General features: G+C 61.2%; 12 protein-coding genes. 9 read left to right on the top strand and 3 right to left on the bottom strand.

Annotation, left to right across the window (positions count from 1 at the left end; genetic code table 11):
- A partial coding sequence (locus tag IC232_RS11460) for a polysaccharide lyase family 7 protein (RefSeq protein WP_190845040.1) occupies positions 1–1,214 on the bottom strand: 1,214 nt, incomplete at its 3' end.
- 448 nt (positions 1,215–1,662) lie between these two features.
- Between IC232_RS11460 and IC232_RS11455 the strand changes: the two genes are divergently transcribed.
- From IC232_RS11455 to IC232_RS11425, 7 genes are all read left to right on the top strand, one after another.
- Positions 1,663–2,028, top strand: coding sequence for a hypothetical protein (locus IC232_RS11455; RefSeq protein WP_190845039.1), 366 nt, complete (start codon positions 1,663–1,665; stop codon positions 2,026–2,028).
- Between the two features lie 151 nt (positions 2,029–2,179).
- Positions 2,180–2,728: a hypothetical protein gene (locus IC232_RS11450; protein ID WP_190845038.1), complete on the top strand. Its 549-nt coding sequence runs from the start codon at positions 2,180–2,182 to the stop codon at positions 2,726–2,728.
- Positions 2,729–2,799: 71 nt separating this feature from the next.
- Positions 2,800–4,845, top strand: a complete 2,046-nt coding sequence (locus tag IC232_RS11445; protein ID WP_190845037.1) for an AAA family ATPase — start codon at positions 2,800–2,802, stop codon at positions 4,843–4,845.
- A 124-nt stretch (positions 4,846–4,969) separates the two neighbouring features.
- Positions 4,970–5,941 carry a hypothetical protein gene (locus IC232_RS11440; protein WP_190845036.1) on the top strand — a complete coding sequence of 324 codons (972 nt, stop codon included), beginning with the start codon at positions 4,970–4,972 and terminating at the stop codon, positions 5,939–5,941.
- 1,541 nt (positions 5,942–7,482) lie between these two features.
- Complete coding sequence (locus IC232_RS11435) at positions 7,483–9,498, top strand: TerB N-terminal domain-containing protein (RefSeq protein ID WP_190845035.1); 2,016 nt, start codon at positions 7,483–7,485, stop codon at positions 9,496–9,498.
- Positions 9,495–10,805 carry an ATP-binding protein gene (locus IC232_RS11430; protein WP_190845034.1) on the top strand — a complete coding sequence of 437 codons (1,311 nt, stop codon included), beginning with the start codon at positions 9,495–9,497 and terminating at the stop codon, positions 10,803–10,805. The genes IC232_RS11435 and IC232_RS11430 overlap by 4 nt, the downstream gene beginning before the upstream one ends.
- Positions 10,780–13,011, top strand: coding sequence for a DEAD/DEAH box helicase (locus tag IC232_RS11425; RefSeq protein WP_190845033.1), 2,232 nt, complete (start codon positions 10,780–10,782; stop codon positions 13,009–13,011). The genes IC232_RS11430 and IC232_RS11425 overlap by 26 nt, the downstream gene beginning before the upstream one ends.
- A gap of 154 nt (positions 13,012–13,165) precedes the next feature.
- Here the strand turns inward: IC232_RS11425 and IC232_RS11420 are convergent, their stop codons facing one another.
- On the bottom strand, positions 13,166–13,348 hold the full coding sequence (locus IC232_RS11420) for a hypothetical protein (RefSeq protein WP_190845032.1): 183 nt from the start codon (positions 13,346–13,348) through the stop codon (positions 13,166–13,168).
- Between the two features lie 108 nt (positions 13,349–13,456).
- Between IC232_RS11420 and IC232_RS33255 the strand changes: the two genes are divergently transcribed.
- On the top strand, positions 13,457–13,696 hold the full coding sequence (locus IC232_RS33255; RefSeq protein ID WP_190845031.1) for a peptidoglycan-binding domain-containing protein: 240 nt from the start codon (positions 13,457–13,459) through the stop codon (positions 13,694–13,696).
- 513 nt (positions 13,697–14,209) lie between these two features.
- Complete coding sequence (locus IC232_RS11410; RefSeq protein WP_190845030.1) at positions 14,210–14,596, top strand: hypothetical protein; 387 nt, start codon at positions 14,210–14,212, stop codon at positions 14,594–14,596.
- A gap of 683 nt (positions 14,597–15,279) precedes the next feature.
- Here IC232_RS11410 and IC232_RS11405 read toward each other — a convergent pair.
- On the bottom strand, positions 15,280–16,587 hold the full coding sequence (locus tag IC232_RS11405) for a nucleotide sugar dehydrogenase (protein ID WP_281413380.1): 1,308 nt from the start codon (positions 16,585–16,587) through the stop codon (positions 15,280–15,282).
- Positions 16,588–17,073: the final 486 nt, after the last annotated feature.

Here is a 17,073-nt window from a genome sequence, read left to right as displayed (position 1 = left end):
GCTTGAATAAGATCACCATGCGACGCAATGTATTCCAGTCCATCGAAGGTGATCTGGCGGTTCTCATTGCGCCCATATGTGATGTAGTGCGCAGACCCGGCATCTGCATTCGCACCGAAAGCTTGAATAAGATCACCATGCGACGCAATGTATTCCAGTCCATCGAAGGTGATCTGGCGGTTCTCATTGCGCCCATATGTGATGTAGTGCGCAGCCCCGGCCTCCGCATTTCCTCCAAACACTAAGGTCAGATCATCATAAGAGGCAATGTATTCAAGGCCATTGAACAGGAGGCCGCGTCCTTCGCTCTGGCCATAGTTGAAAAAATGCTTACATCCGTCAGCAGCATTCGTGCCAAAGGCGTTCGATAAATCCTTATAGGATGCGATGTACTGCAGGGCGCAGGTTGCGATATTCTCGATTGCCTTCAACGTACTGGGACGTAGCGAGATCGGTGCATCCGACACCACGGTGAGTCCGGTGGTGTCCGTGGTATGGCTGAAGTCCAGCGCATAGAACGAAGTCTGCCCTGCCCCGAAACCCTGCGTCTCGTTCACTCCAAGATACGTGCCGGCCTTGAAGTAGAACGTATCTGTATCCCACACGTCATTGATGCGGGTGCTGGACGAGTATGTCTGACCGTCAGCCAGGACGCTGACCTTCAGGTCGTCACCCTTTGCATCGATGATGTACGAAAACCGCTCGTTCAGGGATACGTTCGGTGTCTGGCCAATGCCGTTTGTAAGCTTGAAGGTTGTTTCTGAATTGTCTAATCCTGCCCGGTCGTTGACGAAGTAAACTGATCCGTTTTCCCAGTATAGGCGAATCAGTTCGTCGTCTTGACCATGGATCTGACCAACCACGATTCGTCCGGCAGAGCCATCGAAACGAACTGGAGCTTGATCGACTTCAAGGGTCGCATTCAGGAGACCGCCCTCATTGAGGCTCCAGGCTGCCTTTGCAGCGCCTTTCATTTCCCGAAGCTCGGAGCGCGCATACTTGGAGCCGCTCGTTGTTGCACCATCGACGGGAGCATAGAACACCATGGCTCCATCGCTGGCGGTGTAGAAATAACTTGAGTGCTGATATCCGGAGAGGGCTTTGATCTCGGTGGCCGTGCCGCTGATCGTGCCGGAGGCATCGACTGGAAGAGTGATTTTCCAATTAGACAACGAGAAGTTGCCGCTCGGAGCGACACCGGGATTCAAAATCATGCTGCAATGCCCCAACATTCACCGAGCCTCTTTTGATGAGGCTTCTGGCTTCTGCTTCTTTATTCGAATATGGTCCTACCAGTACTCAGGTAAAAACTTTATGCAACTTGCAGGCGGAGGCGTGAAAGTTGCGCATTTAGCCGCAGGCAGGGCATCGATGATGCAATTCTATTTCATTGTACTGCTGTAGCGCTCCCCTCAGGCTTCCAACGAGGCCTACCGCGCACGATACTCTCCGTTTCTCTCGGGCATGAGGCAGGTAATAATCCGTTAACCATGCCTGCTTCAAATCCCATCGGGCTTCTTGTCCTAAGAATGCCTGTGCCCCAACTTGGATGGTTACCAGGCAAGCAACCCTGGTGAGCGGATGGCCCAGAGCGGCTGCCGGCGCGGGTACCAGCCACGCCAACAGCCTGACCATCCGTTCCTGCGCTAACAGGAGAACGACATGGCTGAGGCCTTGTACAGCGGAGCTGCGGCTTCGCGCAACCATCACTGCGGCCCTTCGGCCGCATCCACGACCCTGACCAGCAACGACGTTGGGCGCGTGTCGCCCCTTCCCGCTGCAATGCTCAGTCCCATGGGCTCCCCTGATGGCGTGACGCAGCCCGATCACGACTCCGACGCTCGTGCGACCCTGCTCGCGGTCGCGAGCCAGGCCAACGTGGTCACGCTGGCAGACCTCGTGAGCGCCATCCCGAACTACCCTCAGCCGCTCTCGGCTGTCCTGGCGCTCGTCGACAGGGGCTTCTTCGGGGTGGATCTGGAGTCCCCCTTCGGCCCTGATCTCCTGTTCTGGCGCTTGCGCCCCTGAGGATCGCAATCAGGCCTCTCCCTCCGTGAAGGGCCAGACCGCCGCCAACTCCTGCTTCGTCTCACTTCCTCCCGTCGCCCGCGCCGGCGGGTGACGAGCCTGCGCGCCGCACGGCGCCGGGGCGAAGCTTCATCTTCAAAAGGAAATTGCCATGTGGGACACAAGCCTCAGCCTGCCATGTGTCACAATCCGTGATCCGCTTCCCGGCACGTCCGTCAGGATCGCTGAGTGCGATCTTACCAGGGCAGTGGTCGCCACCAGCCACTGGTGCGATCTCTCGCACCTGCTGCGCCTCGACCTGCTCGCCCATGCTTCGGCCTACCTGCTGGTGGGGTTCGATGAGAACACCGGCCAGACCTGCTTGCGCGTTGGCAGCGGGGTCGAGCTCCACGCTCGCCTCTATGACCAACGGTGGAATGGGTATCTGCGCCCCATTGATGAGGTCTTCGTCCTCACCACAGGCAGCCCGATCCTGAGCGAAGCCGACATCGCCTTCTGGCGCACGCGGCTGGGCACGCTGGCCTGGAGCGCCGGCCGGGTCAGGCTGGTGCGCGGGCGCGCATCGGTCAGCATGCCGGCGCCACCTGCACGCAAGGAAATGCTCGAGAGCCTCCTGGCCCAAGGACGCCCTCTTCTGCGAGCCGCAGGGTGCCCATGGCTCGAGCCGTGTTCGCCGGACAGCCGCCGCGCTGCGGCCTGAGCGCCGCGCCACAGCCCCGTCTTCCAATGTCGACTAATCCCGTTCCCTCTTTTCGTGGAGAAATACTGTCCATGTTGCCCCTCAACGACACGCTTGCCGCCAAGACCAGCACTGGGAGCCCGGTCGGCACGGCTGAGACCGACAGCACCGCGATCCATTTCGACGACTTCATGGATACCTGCTCCGAGACCTTCCACGACGCCCTGCCGCCTGCGTCCTCCCGCAGGCGCCCTGCCTCAGCGACCAGCCTCCTGGTCGGCCTCTGCCTGGACCGCGCTTTGGGCCGCACCGGTCGCCGCCTCCTGCGTCGCGGCGGCCCCCTCGTCCTGATCATCCGGGTCCCAAGCGCCACATGGGTGGATGCTGTCGGCGACGCCGTCCGATCAATGGCTAGGTCCGGAACGTCGGTGGTCACCGCAACGCGGCCGAAGACCAGCAGCACGACGGACGAAACGGCCGGGAGGTTGATCGCGCTCGGCAACCTCGTCGTGGGCATTGCGCCGTCACCAGACTGTCTCGCCACAACCCTGACGGCCGCAGCTGACCAGGAGTTCGTGATCAGCCTTCCGGACGTCGCGGTCATGAACGAGGCGCTCCGGCGCTGGTGCCGCCGCCGTACCGCGACGAACCTCGAGCCCAACGATCTGGCTGGAGTCGACCTCAACGATCTTGCCGCCGCGCTTCGGCCGGGATCATCATCACCGCAGGATTGTGTCGACCGCATCAGACGGGCCGCACGGATGCGCAATCCAAGGCGCGCGGGTGGTGAGGTTCCGCGGCTCGAGGCCTTGAGCGGCTATGGCGAAGCCCATGCCTGGGCCCTCGAAACCGTGGCCGAGATCGAGCGGTCCCGCGCCACCGGCACCCGGCCGGAGCTCGGGTCATGCGTATTTTTCGGCCCACCCGGGACGGGCAAGACGATCCTCGCCCATTCGATCGCTTCGACGGCGGGCGTACCCATCGTCGCCACGAGTGTCTCGGAGTGGTTCGCCCAATCCCCCGGTTACCTGGACAGCATCGTCAAGGCGTTCACGAGCTTCTTCCAGCAATTGCAACACCAGGCGGCATCCACCGGCTCGGGAGCCGTCATCGGCTTTATGGACGAACTCGATGCGATCCCGGACAGGGCTCAAATGTCAGGAGGCCGATCTGACTGGTGGACCCCCGTGGTAACCGGGCTGCTTTTGCAGATCGACCAGACGCGCCGGACCGCACCCTCCGTTATCTTGCTGGGCGCGACCAATCATGTCAGCAGGATCGACGCCGCCCTCCTGCGGCCCGGCCGTTTCGACAGGACCATCGAGATCAGCCCTCCGGACGAGAGGGGCCGAGCCGGTATCCTGCGGACCCATCTTGGGCAAGACCTTTCAGATACCGACCTAACGCAGATCGCGCGCCTGTGCCCCAATGCGACCGGCGCGGTTCTTGAGGGCTGGGTGAAGGCTGCGCGGCGCCGTGCCAGGGCGGAGCACCGCCCTATCGACCTGCAGGATCTCCTGCACGAGGTCGCGCCGCCCGATTCGCGAACGACGGATGAGTTGCGCTGCGTCGCGTTGCACGAGGCGGCCCATGCGGTTCTGGCCCTTCGGCTTGGGCTGGAAGTCGCCCACGTCACCATTCAGGCGAGTGGTGTCGCCGAGGGTCATACCCGGATCGCATCGCGCAATTTCATGCCGGGCCGGGCTCTTCTGGAGGCACAGGCCGTAGCGACACTGGCTGGGCGTGCCGCCGATCAGACACTCGGCGCGCAGGGCGCCAATGCTGGTGCGGTCGCAGACCTGCAGGAGGCCACGAAGCTGATCGCCGGGATCCATGCCAGCCTCGGCCTCGGCTCGACGCTTACCCATCGCATTGCGTTCGACGAGGCTGGAACGTTGTTGCGGTTCGACGCCAAGCTGGCGATGATCGTCGAGGACGAGTTGCAGCGGCTTCTGGCCCTGGCGGTTACCCTTGTCCGCACCCATGAAAGCGCCATCCGGGCCGTTGCCGCGGCGCTCATGAGCCGGCGGACGCTGGGAGGAGACGAGGTCACCCAGATTCTTGAGGGCCACCCGCCGGCGATCCGGTCGTGGCTCAAGGCCGCGGGTTACCTGGATAAAGGCGCGTCCTCCACCTGACCCGGAGCAGGCCAGCCACCATTGCCTGCAAGCCGCATCGCTCAGCCTTTGTTTCCAACAAGACGGCAGCCGCTTTTCACCTTCAGGGCTCGGCGTATGCCGCCCCGTCCATGAAAGATCTCACATGCCATCTTCCCCCTTCCTCCTCCCGACCACGGAAGAAACGGACGAGCTCATAATCGAGCGCGACCCGCGGGAGCCCACGGTCTGGCTCGTCCGCCACCGCGGCCTGCGGCTCGTTGTCGGGTCCGCGCCATGGCCGAAGGCCGCGATTCTCCTGAGCCGGGCCGAGTTCCAGAATCCATCCTGCTACGCCATTATCGGTGGCGCTCCTTCGCAACTAGGAATGCCGGCTGTGCCGGAAACTCATGTGGGCAGAACAGGCCGGCCTCCTGTGCGGACGCGGCAGCATCGACAGTCCCCACCCTTGAGCCCCGTGCGAACCCTCGTCATCATCACCACCGACGACGAGAAAGGCCTCCTCTTCGACGAGGCCGCTGCACTGGAGCGGGCGCTGCACGTCGAGGCCGCTCGTGCGGGCTCCCATAAGGTGGTCAGTCGCCCACCGCGGGACCGTGGTCTGCCGCCCGGCGTCATCACGCGAGTCAACCGCTGGCTCGACAGCCTGCGCTGGATGCTGGCGGTCGCGGGATGCACCATCCTGGAGGCGAAACAGGACAACCCCGATCCTGGTCTGACGCCAGACCTTGATACGGTGGCGCCTGCTGCCGAAGCGGAGGTCCTGCCGCCGGCGGTCGGCTGGACGACGGCGTTTCCGCGAGACCTGCTCAAACGTCCGGATGCCCGCTGGTTCCAGCTCGACCATCCGGAGGTCAGCGCGACCGCGCTTGTGGTGGACGGCTGGTGCGTGGTGACGAAGGGCTCCCGCGCCCGTGTAAAGGAAATCCGCTCGATACAGCCCGGGTTGAAGAACAAGCGCCTAACCCTCGTCAGCTCAGGCTTGCTTAAACCGGTATGCGGCCGCAAGGATGTTTTGGAAACCACACGCGATATCGGCCTGCCCTCCCTCATCAACGCAGGCAGGCTGCTATTGGGCAGCAACACCCGCGGCCGGCGCTGGCGACGGATATCATGAGGCCTCCCCCAGGCACCGAGGCTTGCGTCTCGCTGTCATGCAGGTGCCCATAGCGCCCGGCCTTGAAAGCGAGATCTAGGTCTCACAGCATCTCGGCGTCTGGGTCGACTGGAACGGCGTCGGCTGCAAAAGCAAAAGGATCGGCCTTCAAGGCACCCTGGAGACATGCATCACCCAGGCCGTCTAAGGTCGCTCCTGCCACGGATCAGGGGAGCAAAAACTCAGCCGTCTCCCTGATCCATTCTCGGGCGCCTCTCGGCTGAGCGAGTCTGGTGGAGGCCGACATGCAGGTGGAGCATACGCGCCTTGGGAGCCGCCCTGCCCCTCTAAATCGGCGCCCGATTTGCGCGTTTGGGCAAGCTCGCGCCTCTCGTGGTTGCCATCGATCCTCAAGCATGAAGGGTTCCTGCCATCTTCCACTGTGTCTTTGGCAGCGACAGCTCTGGCTCTGCCATCGGCAGGAATGACTTTCGGAAAAACGTTACCTCCACTTGGAAAAACGTGACCTTCGCTTGGAAAAACGTGTCACGGGTGGCTGTTCGGAGCCGCGAGGAGCGTGAGACGAACTTGGAAAAACGTTACCTTCGCTTGGAAAAACGTTACAGATAATAAGAGTAACGGGGGGACGCGAAAACTCCGAAATCCGGTCTCCCGGAAAGCCTTGCATAGCAAGCGCCCGTCACAGGCTGACAACTAACCCGTTCCACGACGACCCTTGTAACGGGCGATATTCGGACCCTGAGAAAGTTCGGCTCACCCGTGCACCCTTTAGAAAGGCCGGCAATCGCATTGCGAGAACGGCTACATCGACTGACGCAGGCGGCTTACCACAGGATCAGCAAGCTCCTCGGATCTTACGCTTGAGCATCCAGTAACCCGCCGACAAGCACGTCGGCCACCCTATATCTTCTGCTCGCGGGAACGCCCGCTGCCTGTCCCACATGTCAGCGGGCACCTTGCCGGGACAATGTTGCCAGAACATGCAATCACCCTCCATGTCCGCGAAGGCTCCGTTGCGAACCTCAAACCGCCGGATCGGCCAGCAATCGTGCACGGCACGCCAAGACCATTCAACTCCTCTGCGAGGGCAGCTTTCCGCCCGCCGAGTCGCAGCAGAAGAATCGGCTTGCCGAATTCGAAATCACGGTCGATCCTCAATATGGCCAAGCTTCAAGGCTCTGCCGGAACTGAGGACGCGAAGCCGATATGAACAGGACAATCGCATGAATTCGCAGATGACGCACATTGCCCCGGCACAGCCGGCGCAGGTCTGCAGGATGCTGCCCATGAATGATGCCTTGTGCATGATTACGGCCAACCTGTTCTCCACGGACGTGACCTTGCCCCCTCGAGGCAGCCTTGCGCTTACAGCGTCAAGGCTGGACGGCTCCGCATGGGATATGGGTGTCTTCAATCCGGGACAACTGCCTGTTAGAGCCGCTGGGGTGCCAAGGCTCCTGACTGCGCCTAGCTGGCCGGCACACCCGCGGCAACGCCGGTATCCAAGAGCCCCAACGGCCCGCTGGATCAGACCGCACGAAGTGGTGCGGCTCCAGGGGATCACTCTCACCTCAGGGCTCTTCTACCTGGGCGAGAGCCTGCGCTCCGTCGCAGGTCCACAGGAGAACTGCCTGATCAATCCCGCCCTAGCGGTCGCGGCCGTGGCCCGCCCCATACCCGAGGAGCCTGACGACCGGCCAAGTTATGAGAACCTTCCGCCGGTCGCGCGGCGAGCATATCTCGATTGGATGGCCGGGGGATGCCGAGCCCCCGGCGCAGACAAGAGATGGGGTCTCCTCAGGCTTTTCGGCCTTGAACATCGCCTCTTCAGAGAGAGCGCCCGAGGGGAAGAGACTGAGCTCATCGCCGAGGCCGAGCGTCTGCTTGGGCTCTATGGCGACGACCAATACATCCGCCTCCGGTATGAATGCTTCCTTGAGACAGCCGCGATTCTTGTGCGGACAGGTGATCGACGCAATACGCTGACTCGGGATTCAGTGCGCGGGAACTCGCTAGAGACCCGCATCCGTCTCGGGTCCATAGTCGCAGCCGGATCCCCTCTGGATGCGGACGATGTCCTCCTGTGGCTCGCCTCCCTTGCAGGCGAAGAATGCCCATTCGAGGATTCACTGATCCGCCAAGAACTCAAGGTCCTCTGGCAGCTTCGCTTCCGCAGTCGGTATCCATCGGGCTTCAGGGTCGAGCCGCCCAACACTCGGATCAATATCTCCTACCGTTCGGCGAGCGGAACGTTCGAGGTGCGCATTCGAGGCCGCCATGAGCATCTCCCGGACGTCATCGCCGACCCTTGCGCCCTTGATGACGTGCTTTCCCTTCTTGCATCCTGCCTGGACGAGCTTGAGGCCTTCGAGCGCTTCGTCGGCAGGCGACCTGAGGCGCGCGAGAGCCTGGAGGCTGCGCTCCTTCTACCCCGCGCCCTGCAGCGCACCACTGTCATCGGCGCGCTTGGCCGAGAGCTTCATGGCCTCATGCAGGGCAAAAGAAAACTGGTCATTGGGCTGAAGCCCCTCCTCGTGCTAGCCGGGGTCCCCGTCGCTGGAAATGGATCGGTCTCGTCCCGCGCTTTTCATCAGCTCCATAGGCTTCTTGACGCCATAGGGTTGGCTGTCGAACCGGATCCGCGTTACGGCACGCGCCGACCACGCGTTGACAGCCATGTGGTGCTGTTCCGGGCGCCAGAAGGCGGCCCCATCGACGCAACGCAAGGCAGGGCCGACCCGCTCCGGCCGGTGATCGAGGTTGCAACCCATGCGTCAGTAATGAGGGATGCCGCCAAGGACGGAGAAACAAGCATCGTCCGTTTTATCCGGTCGCAGACGTTACCGAACTCCCTTAAGCGAGCTCGCCTGCTTGCCTATGCGGTCGCCCTGCACCACACCCCTGTCCGGCCCCGCCCAGCGAAGCTGAAAGCGCTTCCGCACCCTGAGCGGATGAGGATCGGTTCTGCTTTCGTCGCTGCCGCCCTGACGGATGGGCAGGCAACAGCACCGGACATGGCAATGCTCCAGGCCCTGTTTCGAGCGATGGCGCTGCCAATGCCTCTTTTGCACTCTGCCATTCACAGATGCAGTCTCGCCGGCTGGTCTAGACCGACGGACACTGTCCGCAAACCCCTGACCGCATCGGCCGAGGTCACTGGAAGACTCCTGCTCGACCTCACCCATGTTGCCCGGCTGAAGCAGGACACGGCGCAGATTGTTGACCTATTCTCCGACGAGGCTGACGAGGAGCCGGTCGACATCCCGCAACCTTCGGTCTCAGCCCTATCAAGTGAGCCGGAGATTTGCTTCTTCGAAGGCTTGGACGCGCGGCACGGTCGCTTGCTCGATGCGCTGGTTCAAATATCTCCCCTGCCCTGCCATGACTTCGCCGTGCGGGCAGCCATGCTCGGACTACTCCCAGAGGCTGCCGTCGATGTGATCAATGAATGGGGCCTTGATCGCGTCGATGAGCTGCTGCTGGAAGGCGCTGACAGTATAGCGATTGCTCCTCACCTCCTGGGGCCCTTGTCCGCATTCCGGGAACCCGTCACATGAAAGCGCCAATTACGCTCCGCCCGGCGGATCGCGGTGCCATCCTGCGGGCCCTCGCCGCAGGGGCGGTGCCGCGTACGGGATTGCAACATATCCAGGTCGGACGGCTTGCCGAGATCACCGCCCTGAGGCGAGACATCGAGCACGTTGCCGGTGGAGGCTCCTCCTTCCGCCTGGTGATCGGCGAGTACGGCGCTGGCAAAACCTTCTTCCTCAGTCTCGTGCGGATTGTCGCCCTGGAGCACCGGCTCGTCACCGCCCATGCTGATCTCGGGCCGTACCGTCGCCTGCACGGAACCTCGGGACAGGCACGCACGCTCTATGCCGAGGCGGTGCGAAACCTCGCGACGCGCACAGCTCCGGACGGAGGCGCACTTGGCCGGATCGTCGAGCGCTTCGTGACGGACGCTATGAAGGAGGCGCCTACGGCCGGGCTCCCGGTCGAAGACGTTATCGACAGCAAGCTTGCTCCCATCCAGGAGCAAGCCGGCGGCTATGACTACGCTGCGGTCCTGAAGGCTTACTGGGCTGGATCCCAGAAGGGCAACGAAGCTCTCAAGGCAGCGGCCTTGCGATGGCTGCGTGGCGAGTACACCACGCGCAGCGAGGCTCGTGAAGCGCTCGGCGTTCGCTCGATTATTGAAGACGCCAACATCCTCGATGCGTTCAAGTCGCTGGCACGCTTCGTCAGGGTGGCTGGCTACGCCGGGCTCTTCGTAATCCTCGACGAGTTGGTGAACCTGTACAGGATCCAAAACCCATTAGCGCGCGGTCAGAACCTTGAGCAGATCCTGTCCATGGTGAACGATGTCATGCAGCGGGACGGCGCAGGGATCGGCTTTGTCCTTGGCGGAACTCCAGACTTTCTCCAGGACCCGCGGCGTGGCGTTTTCAGCTACCCCGCGCTGCGCAGCAGGCTTGAGGAAAATTCCTTTGCCCGGGTCGGCCTCGTTGACCTGTCCGGCCCGGTGATCCGCCTGCCGACCCTGGCGCCCGAGGAGCTTTTCGTGCTGCTCTCGCAGATCCGCAGTGTTTTCTCAGGGTATGATCCCTCAAAGCACCTGGTGCCGGATCAGGCAATCATGGCCTTCATGGCCGATTGTCGCGACCGGATCGGCGACGCCTACTTCCGCACGCCGCGCAGTACCGTCAGGCGTTTCGTCCAGCTTCTCAGCCTGCTCGAGCAAAACCCCGGCACCGATTGGCAGACCTTGCTCGACACCAGCCAGATGCCCCAGGGCGCAGATGACGGTGCGGTCAGCCATGGCGTGATTGCCCTCCACGATGATCTTACAAGCATCCGTATCTAGCGCCGAAACGGCGTACGCCCGGCTGAATCCCGAGGTGCAGGCCTGGATCAGGGATCAGGGCTGGAAGACCTTGCACCCGCTCCAGGTACAGGCCATTGATGCGATTCTTGGCGGGTGCGGCGATCTCCTGATCACTGCTCCCACAGCCGCCGGAAAAACCGAGGCAGCCTTTCTCCCGGTTGTGACAGCCGTTGCGGACCAGCAGAGGACCGGGTTCGCCGTGCTCTACGTCAGCCCGCTCAAAGCGCTCATCAACGATCAGGCCCGCAGGCTATCTCCGCTTTGCGAACGGCTTGGTCTTACGCTTGTACCCTGGCATGGCGATGCGGGACGTGGCGCGAAGACACGCGCCTTCGCCGATCCATCGGGCATGGCGCTCATCACCCCGGAGTCCCTGGAAGCGCTGCTGGTGCGCCGTCCCGAGGACGCCAAGCGGCTCATGTCCCGTTTGAGCTTCATCGTGATTGACGAACTCCACGCCTTGATGTCCGGCCCGCGTGGGCTTCACCTTGCCTCCCTCCTGAAACGGATCGATGCATGGAGCACGGCACCCGCCCGGAGGATCGGACTGTCAGCGACGATTGGCGACCTTGCGCGAGCGGCGGTCTGGCTTCGCCCGACCGCGCCTTCATCCGTCACCCTGGTCCAAGGCGACACCTCAGCAACCGAGGTCATGCTGAAGGTGATGGGCTATCTCGACGCAGCACCTGCCGAGAGCCGCGAGACCAAAGCTGTGGGCCGTCCAATGGCGAGTCACCCACGGATCGTCGACCACCTGTTCCAGACCCTGCGTGGCTCGAGCAACCTCGTGTTTGCGCAAACGAGACGAGAGGTCGAATCCATCGCAGGCAGCCTGCGGACACGGTCGGTGAGGGCCTACGTTCCGAACGAGTTCTTTGCGCATCATGGCAGCCTTTCCAAGGAGATCCGCAGTGAGGTTGAAGACCGGTTGAGACAGAACAGCTTGCCGACAACCGTCGTCTGCACCCAGACCCTGGAACTCGGCATTGATATCGGGTCCGTCTCCGCCGTCGCACAAGTGGGTGCGCCACGTTCGATCTCGTCGCTGCGTCAGAGGTTGGGCCGAGCGGGCAGGCGCGGATCGCCAGCGATTCTTCGCCTCTACATCCGTGAACCCGTGATTGACCACTGCTCCGATTTCCGGGATCGCCTGCGCCCGAATACGGTCCGCGCCGTTGCCTCCGTTCGCCTCCTTCAGGCGCGCTTCGCCGAGCCGGCGCCGGTCAGCGACGCCTTGGCGACAGCGCTTCTTCACCAGATCCTGTCCGTCATCACTGAGCGGTCGGGAGCCACTCCCCGTACGATCTTCAACCTCCTTGCTGGTCCGGGACCATTTGAGGATATCGGGCGGGAGGATCTGGTTGACCTTCTAAACGCGGCAATTCAAAGCCCGGGCAAATTGATCGAGGTAGCGGCTGACGGATCACTCATGCTCGGCGAAGGTGGCGAGGCAATCGTATCCCGACGCGATTTCTTCGCAATGTTCCAAAGCGACCTGGAATGGCGCGTGTTGTCCGGGCAGGTTCCCCTTGGAACTATCCCCCTGTCGAATCCTGTTGCGAAGGGAACGCTCATACTTTTCGCCGGGCGGCACTGGATCGTGGAAGCGGTGGACACGCGCTCTCGCATCCTGCAGGTGGCGCCGCACCAGGGAGGAGCGGCTCCACAGTTTGACGCTGGCGCCGCCGAGGATCTGCACGACCGGCTGCTTGAGGAGATGAGAGCGGTCTACTCGTCCGACGACATACCTGAATATCTTGACACCCAGGCTCAGCATTTTCTCTCCGAGGCACGCAGGGCTTTCAGCTTGTACGGCTTGGCCGAGACACGCGTGATCGTGTCGAACGGAGGTGTGCACCTGTTCCCATGGAGGGGCTCGGGAGCCTGTCATGTCTTTGCAGCTACCTTGCGCAAAGAGCAGGTCAAGGCGCAGGCCCATGATCTCGCTATTTCCACAGCGGACGCATCCCTGGATCAGATCGCCGCAGCGCTCGACCGCATCCGTTGTTACGGAACAACGGATTTAGAAGACTCATGCTTATGGTCTGATAACTTCGCCAACGCGAAATACGACCGTCTGATACCTCGTCCGCTGTTGCACCGGCTTTGGATGCGCCGCAACCGGCAAGCGATTACCGCCGTGCCAGCAATTGCCGCAGACCTGCTGGAGTCATTAGCGACGTGAGCGATTCCCCGGAAACTTCACCCCTTCCTGCCATATCCTGGGCTGCCTATATCAGCAGCAGATATGAAGCAAGATTACAGCGGGTTGCGTGATGATGAGACGTTTGACACTATTGGCGGCCGTTACGGGATGGGCGCTTTACGGTCTATCAGTCCTAGGTTTTCGATCTCCTGACGCTGACATACAGGCTGAGATTGCACGCTTGTCCCAAGCTGCTGCGGAGGCCGCCGCAGAGCGTGATGCTCTTGCTGCCGAGTTGGCACAGTTCCAAGAGGAACACCAGGACCTGCAGCACCTCCGAAAGCAGATCGCTGCCACGACCAAGGAGCTTCAACATCTCGAGTATCTTCGAGGCCGCGTCAGTGGCCAAATCGACGCGATACGCCCTCAGCCTTCCAACGATCCAGCCCAGGCAGCGGACCCACAAGAGACAACATCCCCTCAAGTGAGCCCCACCCGATCCGTAGAAGCCAGCGCCTCACTTTCTAAGGAAGAGATCCGCGAGGCGCAGGAAGCGCTCACGAAGCTGGGATACGGGCAATTGGAAGCGGACGGGGTGTTCGGCCCAGGTACCCGCCGATCAGTTGAGGCTTTCCAGCTGGCTCAAGGCCTCTCAGCAACCGGACGGCTTGATGTGGACACTCTCCGGGCCCTTCGATCTTCACAGACGGCGGCACAGCCCTGACGACGACAAAAGGCCCCGATGCACCACGCGAAATCAAGGCTCCCGCTTGTTCACCCCTTCATGCCATACCCTCCTCTCCCGAGCCAGAGCATCCCCCGAGGAGCCAAAAGGCAGCCCTAGCCTCCTGTCACTGACCTGACCCGAGGAGCGCTGATCAAACGAAAGCTCACGAGCGCGTCCTCAACGCACCCACCCGCGATGTGAAGCCGCACCGGAGGCGCAGCGGATCAGGTGCTCAGAGGGATGCCGGACCCGGGATGCTTGGGTCGGGCTCCATGGATTCGAGCAGGCAGGCGATGGCGGAGAGGCTGGCTCGATGCTATTCGCAAGGATACGGCCATAGGTTCATTTCGCCAGCGATGTCTTGGGACCACCAACCGGAGATCGTCGCACCGCAATGGCACCATGCGAGCGGATCACGGCGCTCCCTCCTCTGCGTCTGCCCCGTATACAATGTGTTGCCGGGTCGTGATTTCCAGCTTCATAAGCTATACTCCATTCACCGGAGAGGGAATGTTTATGAAAAGGACACGGCTTGGTATTCAAATCTCTGATGACCAACAAACGGCTATCTTGGAGATTTGCCCTGAAGGGGAGACAGGATCACCTGTTGAGCTAAACCTGGATCAGTTGAGCAAGCTGATCACCCTCCTGGGGCACACCCGTCAGCGCATGATCCAGGGCTTGCCGATGCAACGCCTCGAAGGCTTGAGCGTTGAAACAGTCTATCGGCCAAACTGGTACATTCAAGTAGCAAAGATCGATGGATCTCTCCTCGCATTCGATCATCCAGCCTTCGGCGCTGTCGGGTTCGCCATCCCGAGGGAAGAGGTTGCAGACATCGTCCGAATCTTGAAGGGACACCTTCTCCTGCCTGAAGGGTCAGGGAAACGAAATTAGTCATGCCCCTTAGGACGCATCACCCCTGTGCGTAAGTGATCGTGCACGAGCCTGCGGACAGCCGTTCCGTGCACTATTACGTCGAGCGTTCCTGCGAAGCTCTCTGCCGGCTGAATGTACCTCGGAAAATGGGAATTGACCATTCTGCTGTGCATTCTCTTGCCGCACCGGCTCTTTGGGTTTGAGGCCGTCCTAAGATGCCCCGGACTCGGATGCTATGGGATTGGCTCACATCAGGTGGCACGAGCCGGACCAATGACCTGCGGTTTGGCCGCATCCAAGGTCGTTCCGTTGCAGGAGGAGGACGTGCCAATCGGTCCGCTCAGCGGAAAGATCGCTCCTGAGCAGCGACGATAATGACGCCGCAGCTCTTCAGCCTGGCTCAACTGGCACTTGTCCCCCCGAGGGCTTGGATCAAGGGATCGGACAGAGGTTTCGTCAGATAGGAGAGGATGGTGCGATTGCCGGTCTGAAAAAAGCTTCCCGCTGGCATCCTTAGGATCAGTTTTCCCCCTGATTCAGGGCTGCTGCTGGAGTCATGCGTGGAAACCACATCGTGCAGTTCGGCAATTTGGCACCAGTGGGACACATCAAGGGGTTCTGACAATGCCGGATCAGCATTTTCATTAGCAGCCCAATATGTGGATCCAGCGGTTGGAGGTTCAGCCACGCCAGAAGCCGGATCAGGCCTTCACCACCTTGCTGTGCACGCCGAGATATCGTCCGCGGGTGTCCACAATCAGCTTCGCGTGTTTCTCAATCGTCTCATAGTCGAACCTGTCGTGGTCTGTCGCCAGCAGAACCACGTCATAGCTTGCCAGCGCCTCAGGGGTCAGTTTGACACTGTTGAGATCAAAGGAATAGCGCCGCATCTTCGGGAAGCTTGGGACGTGCGGGTCACTATAGTCAATATGCGCACCCTTAGCCTGAAGGAGGCTCATCAGTTCAACGGCAGGAGATTCCCGCATGTCATTGACGTTCTTTTTATACGCGATGCCGAGGACAAGAATTCTGCTGCCGCGGATTGGCCTCTCACGCTCATTAAGAGCATCGGCAAGTTTCTCGACGACCCATTCGGGCATTGCGCTGTTGACTTCGCCTGCGAGCTCGATGAAGCGCGTGTGAAGACCATATTCACGCGCTTTCCAGGTCAGGTAAAACGGGTCGATCGGAATGCAGTGCCCCCCTAGCCCGGGGCCAGGATAGTAGGGCACGAAGCCGAACGGCTTGGTTGCCGCCGCGCGAATGACCTCGTGGATGTCGATCCCCATTCGATCGGCGATGATCTTCATCTCATTTACAAGGCCTATATTGACCGCACGGTGGATGTTCTCGAGCAGCTTGGTGAGTTCCGCTGCCTGCGTGGAACTGACGGGAACAACCGTGTCGATGACTTGACCATAGAGAGCAAGTCCAACCTCGAGGCAGGATGGGGTGCTGCCGCCGCAGACCTTAGGAATGGTTTGCGTGCTAAATCTCGCGTTGCCCGGATCTTCGCGCTCGGGCGAAAACACGAGAAACGCATCCTCTCCCACCACGAATCCTGCGTTTTCAAGTCGGGGACGCAGTTCTTCCTCGGTTGTGCCTGGATAAGTCGTGCTCTCCAGCGAAACGACTTGGCCGCTTCTCAGGTATGGCAGGAGCGCATCAACAGTACTCAACACAAAACTCAGGTCCGGCTCACGATACTTGGTCAGAGGCGTGGGAACGCACAGAATGACGGCGTCCACGTTGCGGGATAGAGACAGGTCCGAGCTCGGCTCAAAGCCGCATTTTATTGCCTTCGCAATCTTTTCAGATGGGATGTGCTCGATATAGGTCTGCCCCTTGTTCAGAGCATCGATCTTGTCTTGGTCGATGTCGAAGCCGATGACCTTGTATCCGACCTCCGAATAACGAAGGGACAGCGGCAGACCAACATATCCCAGCCCGACAATACCGATCACGGCGGTCTTATTATTAAGTCTTTTCAGCAGAGTGTCTTTGGACATCAGAAATCTCGGCCTCACGCACGTAGGATCGCGGAGCCCCTCTATAGAGGAACAGGTCCAGATCGCCTATACGGGGAAAGCGCAAAGCTTGGTACCCGCCGAAATGGAATCACCTGACCCGAGACGCTCGGCCAGACTTTCTCGGACGCTATGCCCCATTGAACTTTGTCCGGCAGCGAGCCTCGCGGCCGGGGCGAACGCGGCGCAGGTCAGGGCTGGTGTCTGTGTCCATTCCGCGTTGCCGAATTCGGTCGGCCTGCCCTTGCAAGGGAACCGCTGGACTCCGACATGGATTTCCCCGCGCCTGCTCGACCAAGCTCACCTCTCCCCTGTTGGCCTCTGGGGCCAGAACGGCCGCCGCCTTCTCGCTAATGGTCAAGCGCGCCTCCGGCGCATCAATGAGCCTGCTTGCGTGCCCGCCGCTCAGGATCGATCCAGCGGGGACGAGCGTAGCTTTTCAAGATAAGAGATACGGAAAGGGGAACC

Source organism: Microvirga sp. (assembly GCF_014699075.1).
Classification (GTDB): Bacteria; Pseudomonadota; Alphaproteobacteria; order Rhizobiales; family Beijerinckiaceae; genus Microvirga.
The sequence above is the reverse complement of the archived record's forward strand: the minus strand, read 5'-3'. Positions and strand labels throughout refer to the sequence as shown.

Bases quoted from the DNA above. Each gene is read 5' to 3' on its own strand.
- IC232_RS11455 (WP_190845039.1), top strand. From the start codon at position 1,663: ATGGCTGAGGCCTTGTACAGCGGAGCTGCGGCTTCGCGCAACCATCAC.
- IC232_RS11450 (WP_190845038.1), top strand. From the start codon at position 2,180: ATGTGGGACACAAGCCTCAGCCTGCCATGTGTCACAATCCGTGATCCG.
- IC232_RS11445 (WP_190845037.1), top strand. From the start codon at position 2,800: ATGTTGCCCCTCAACGACACGCTTGCCGCCAAGACCAGCACTGGGAGC.
- IC232_RS11440 (WP_190845036.1), top strand. From the start codon at position 4,970: ATGCCATCTTCCCCCTTCCTCCTCCCGACCACGGAAGAAACGGACGAG.
- IC232_RS11430 (WP_190845034.1), top strand. From the start codon at position 9,495: ATGAAAGCGCCAATTACGCTCCGCCCGGCGGATCGCGGTGCCATCCTG.
- IC232_RS11425 (WP_190845033.1), top strand. From the start codon at position 10,780: ATGATCTTACAAGCATCCGTATCTAGCGCCGAAACGGCGTACGCCCGG.
- IC232_RS11420 (WP_190845032.1), bottom strand. From the start codon at position 13,348: ATGTTGAAGCTCCTTGGTCGTGGCAGCGATCTGCTTTCGGAGGTGCTG.
- IC232_RS11410 (WP_190845030.1), top strand. From the start codon at position 14,210: ATGTTTATGAAAAGGACACGGCTTGGTATTCAAATCTCTGATGACCAA.
- IC232_RS11405 (WP_281413380.1), bottom strand. From the start codon at position 16,587: ATGTCCAAAGACACTCTGCTGAAAAGACTTAATAATAAGACCGCCGTG.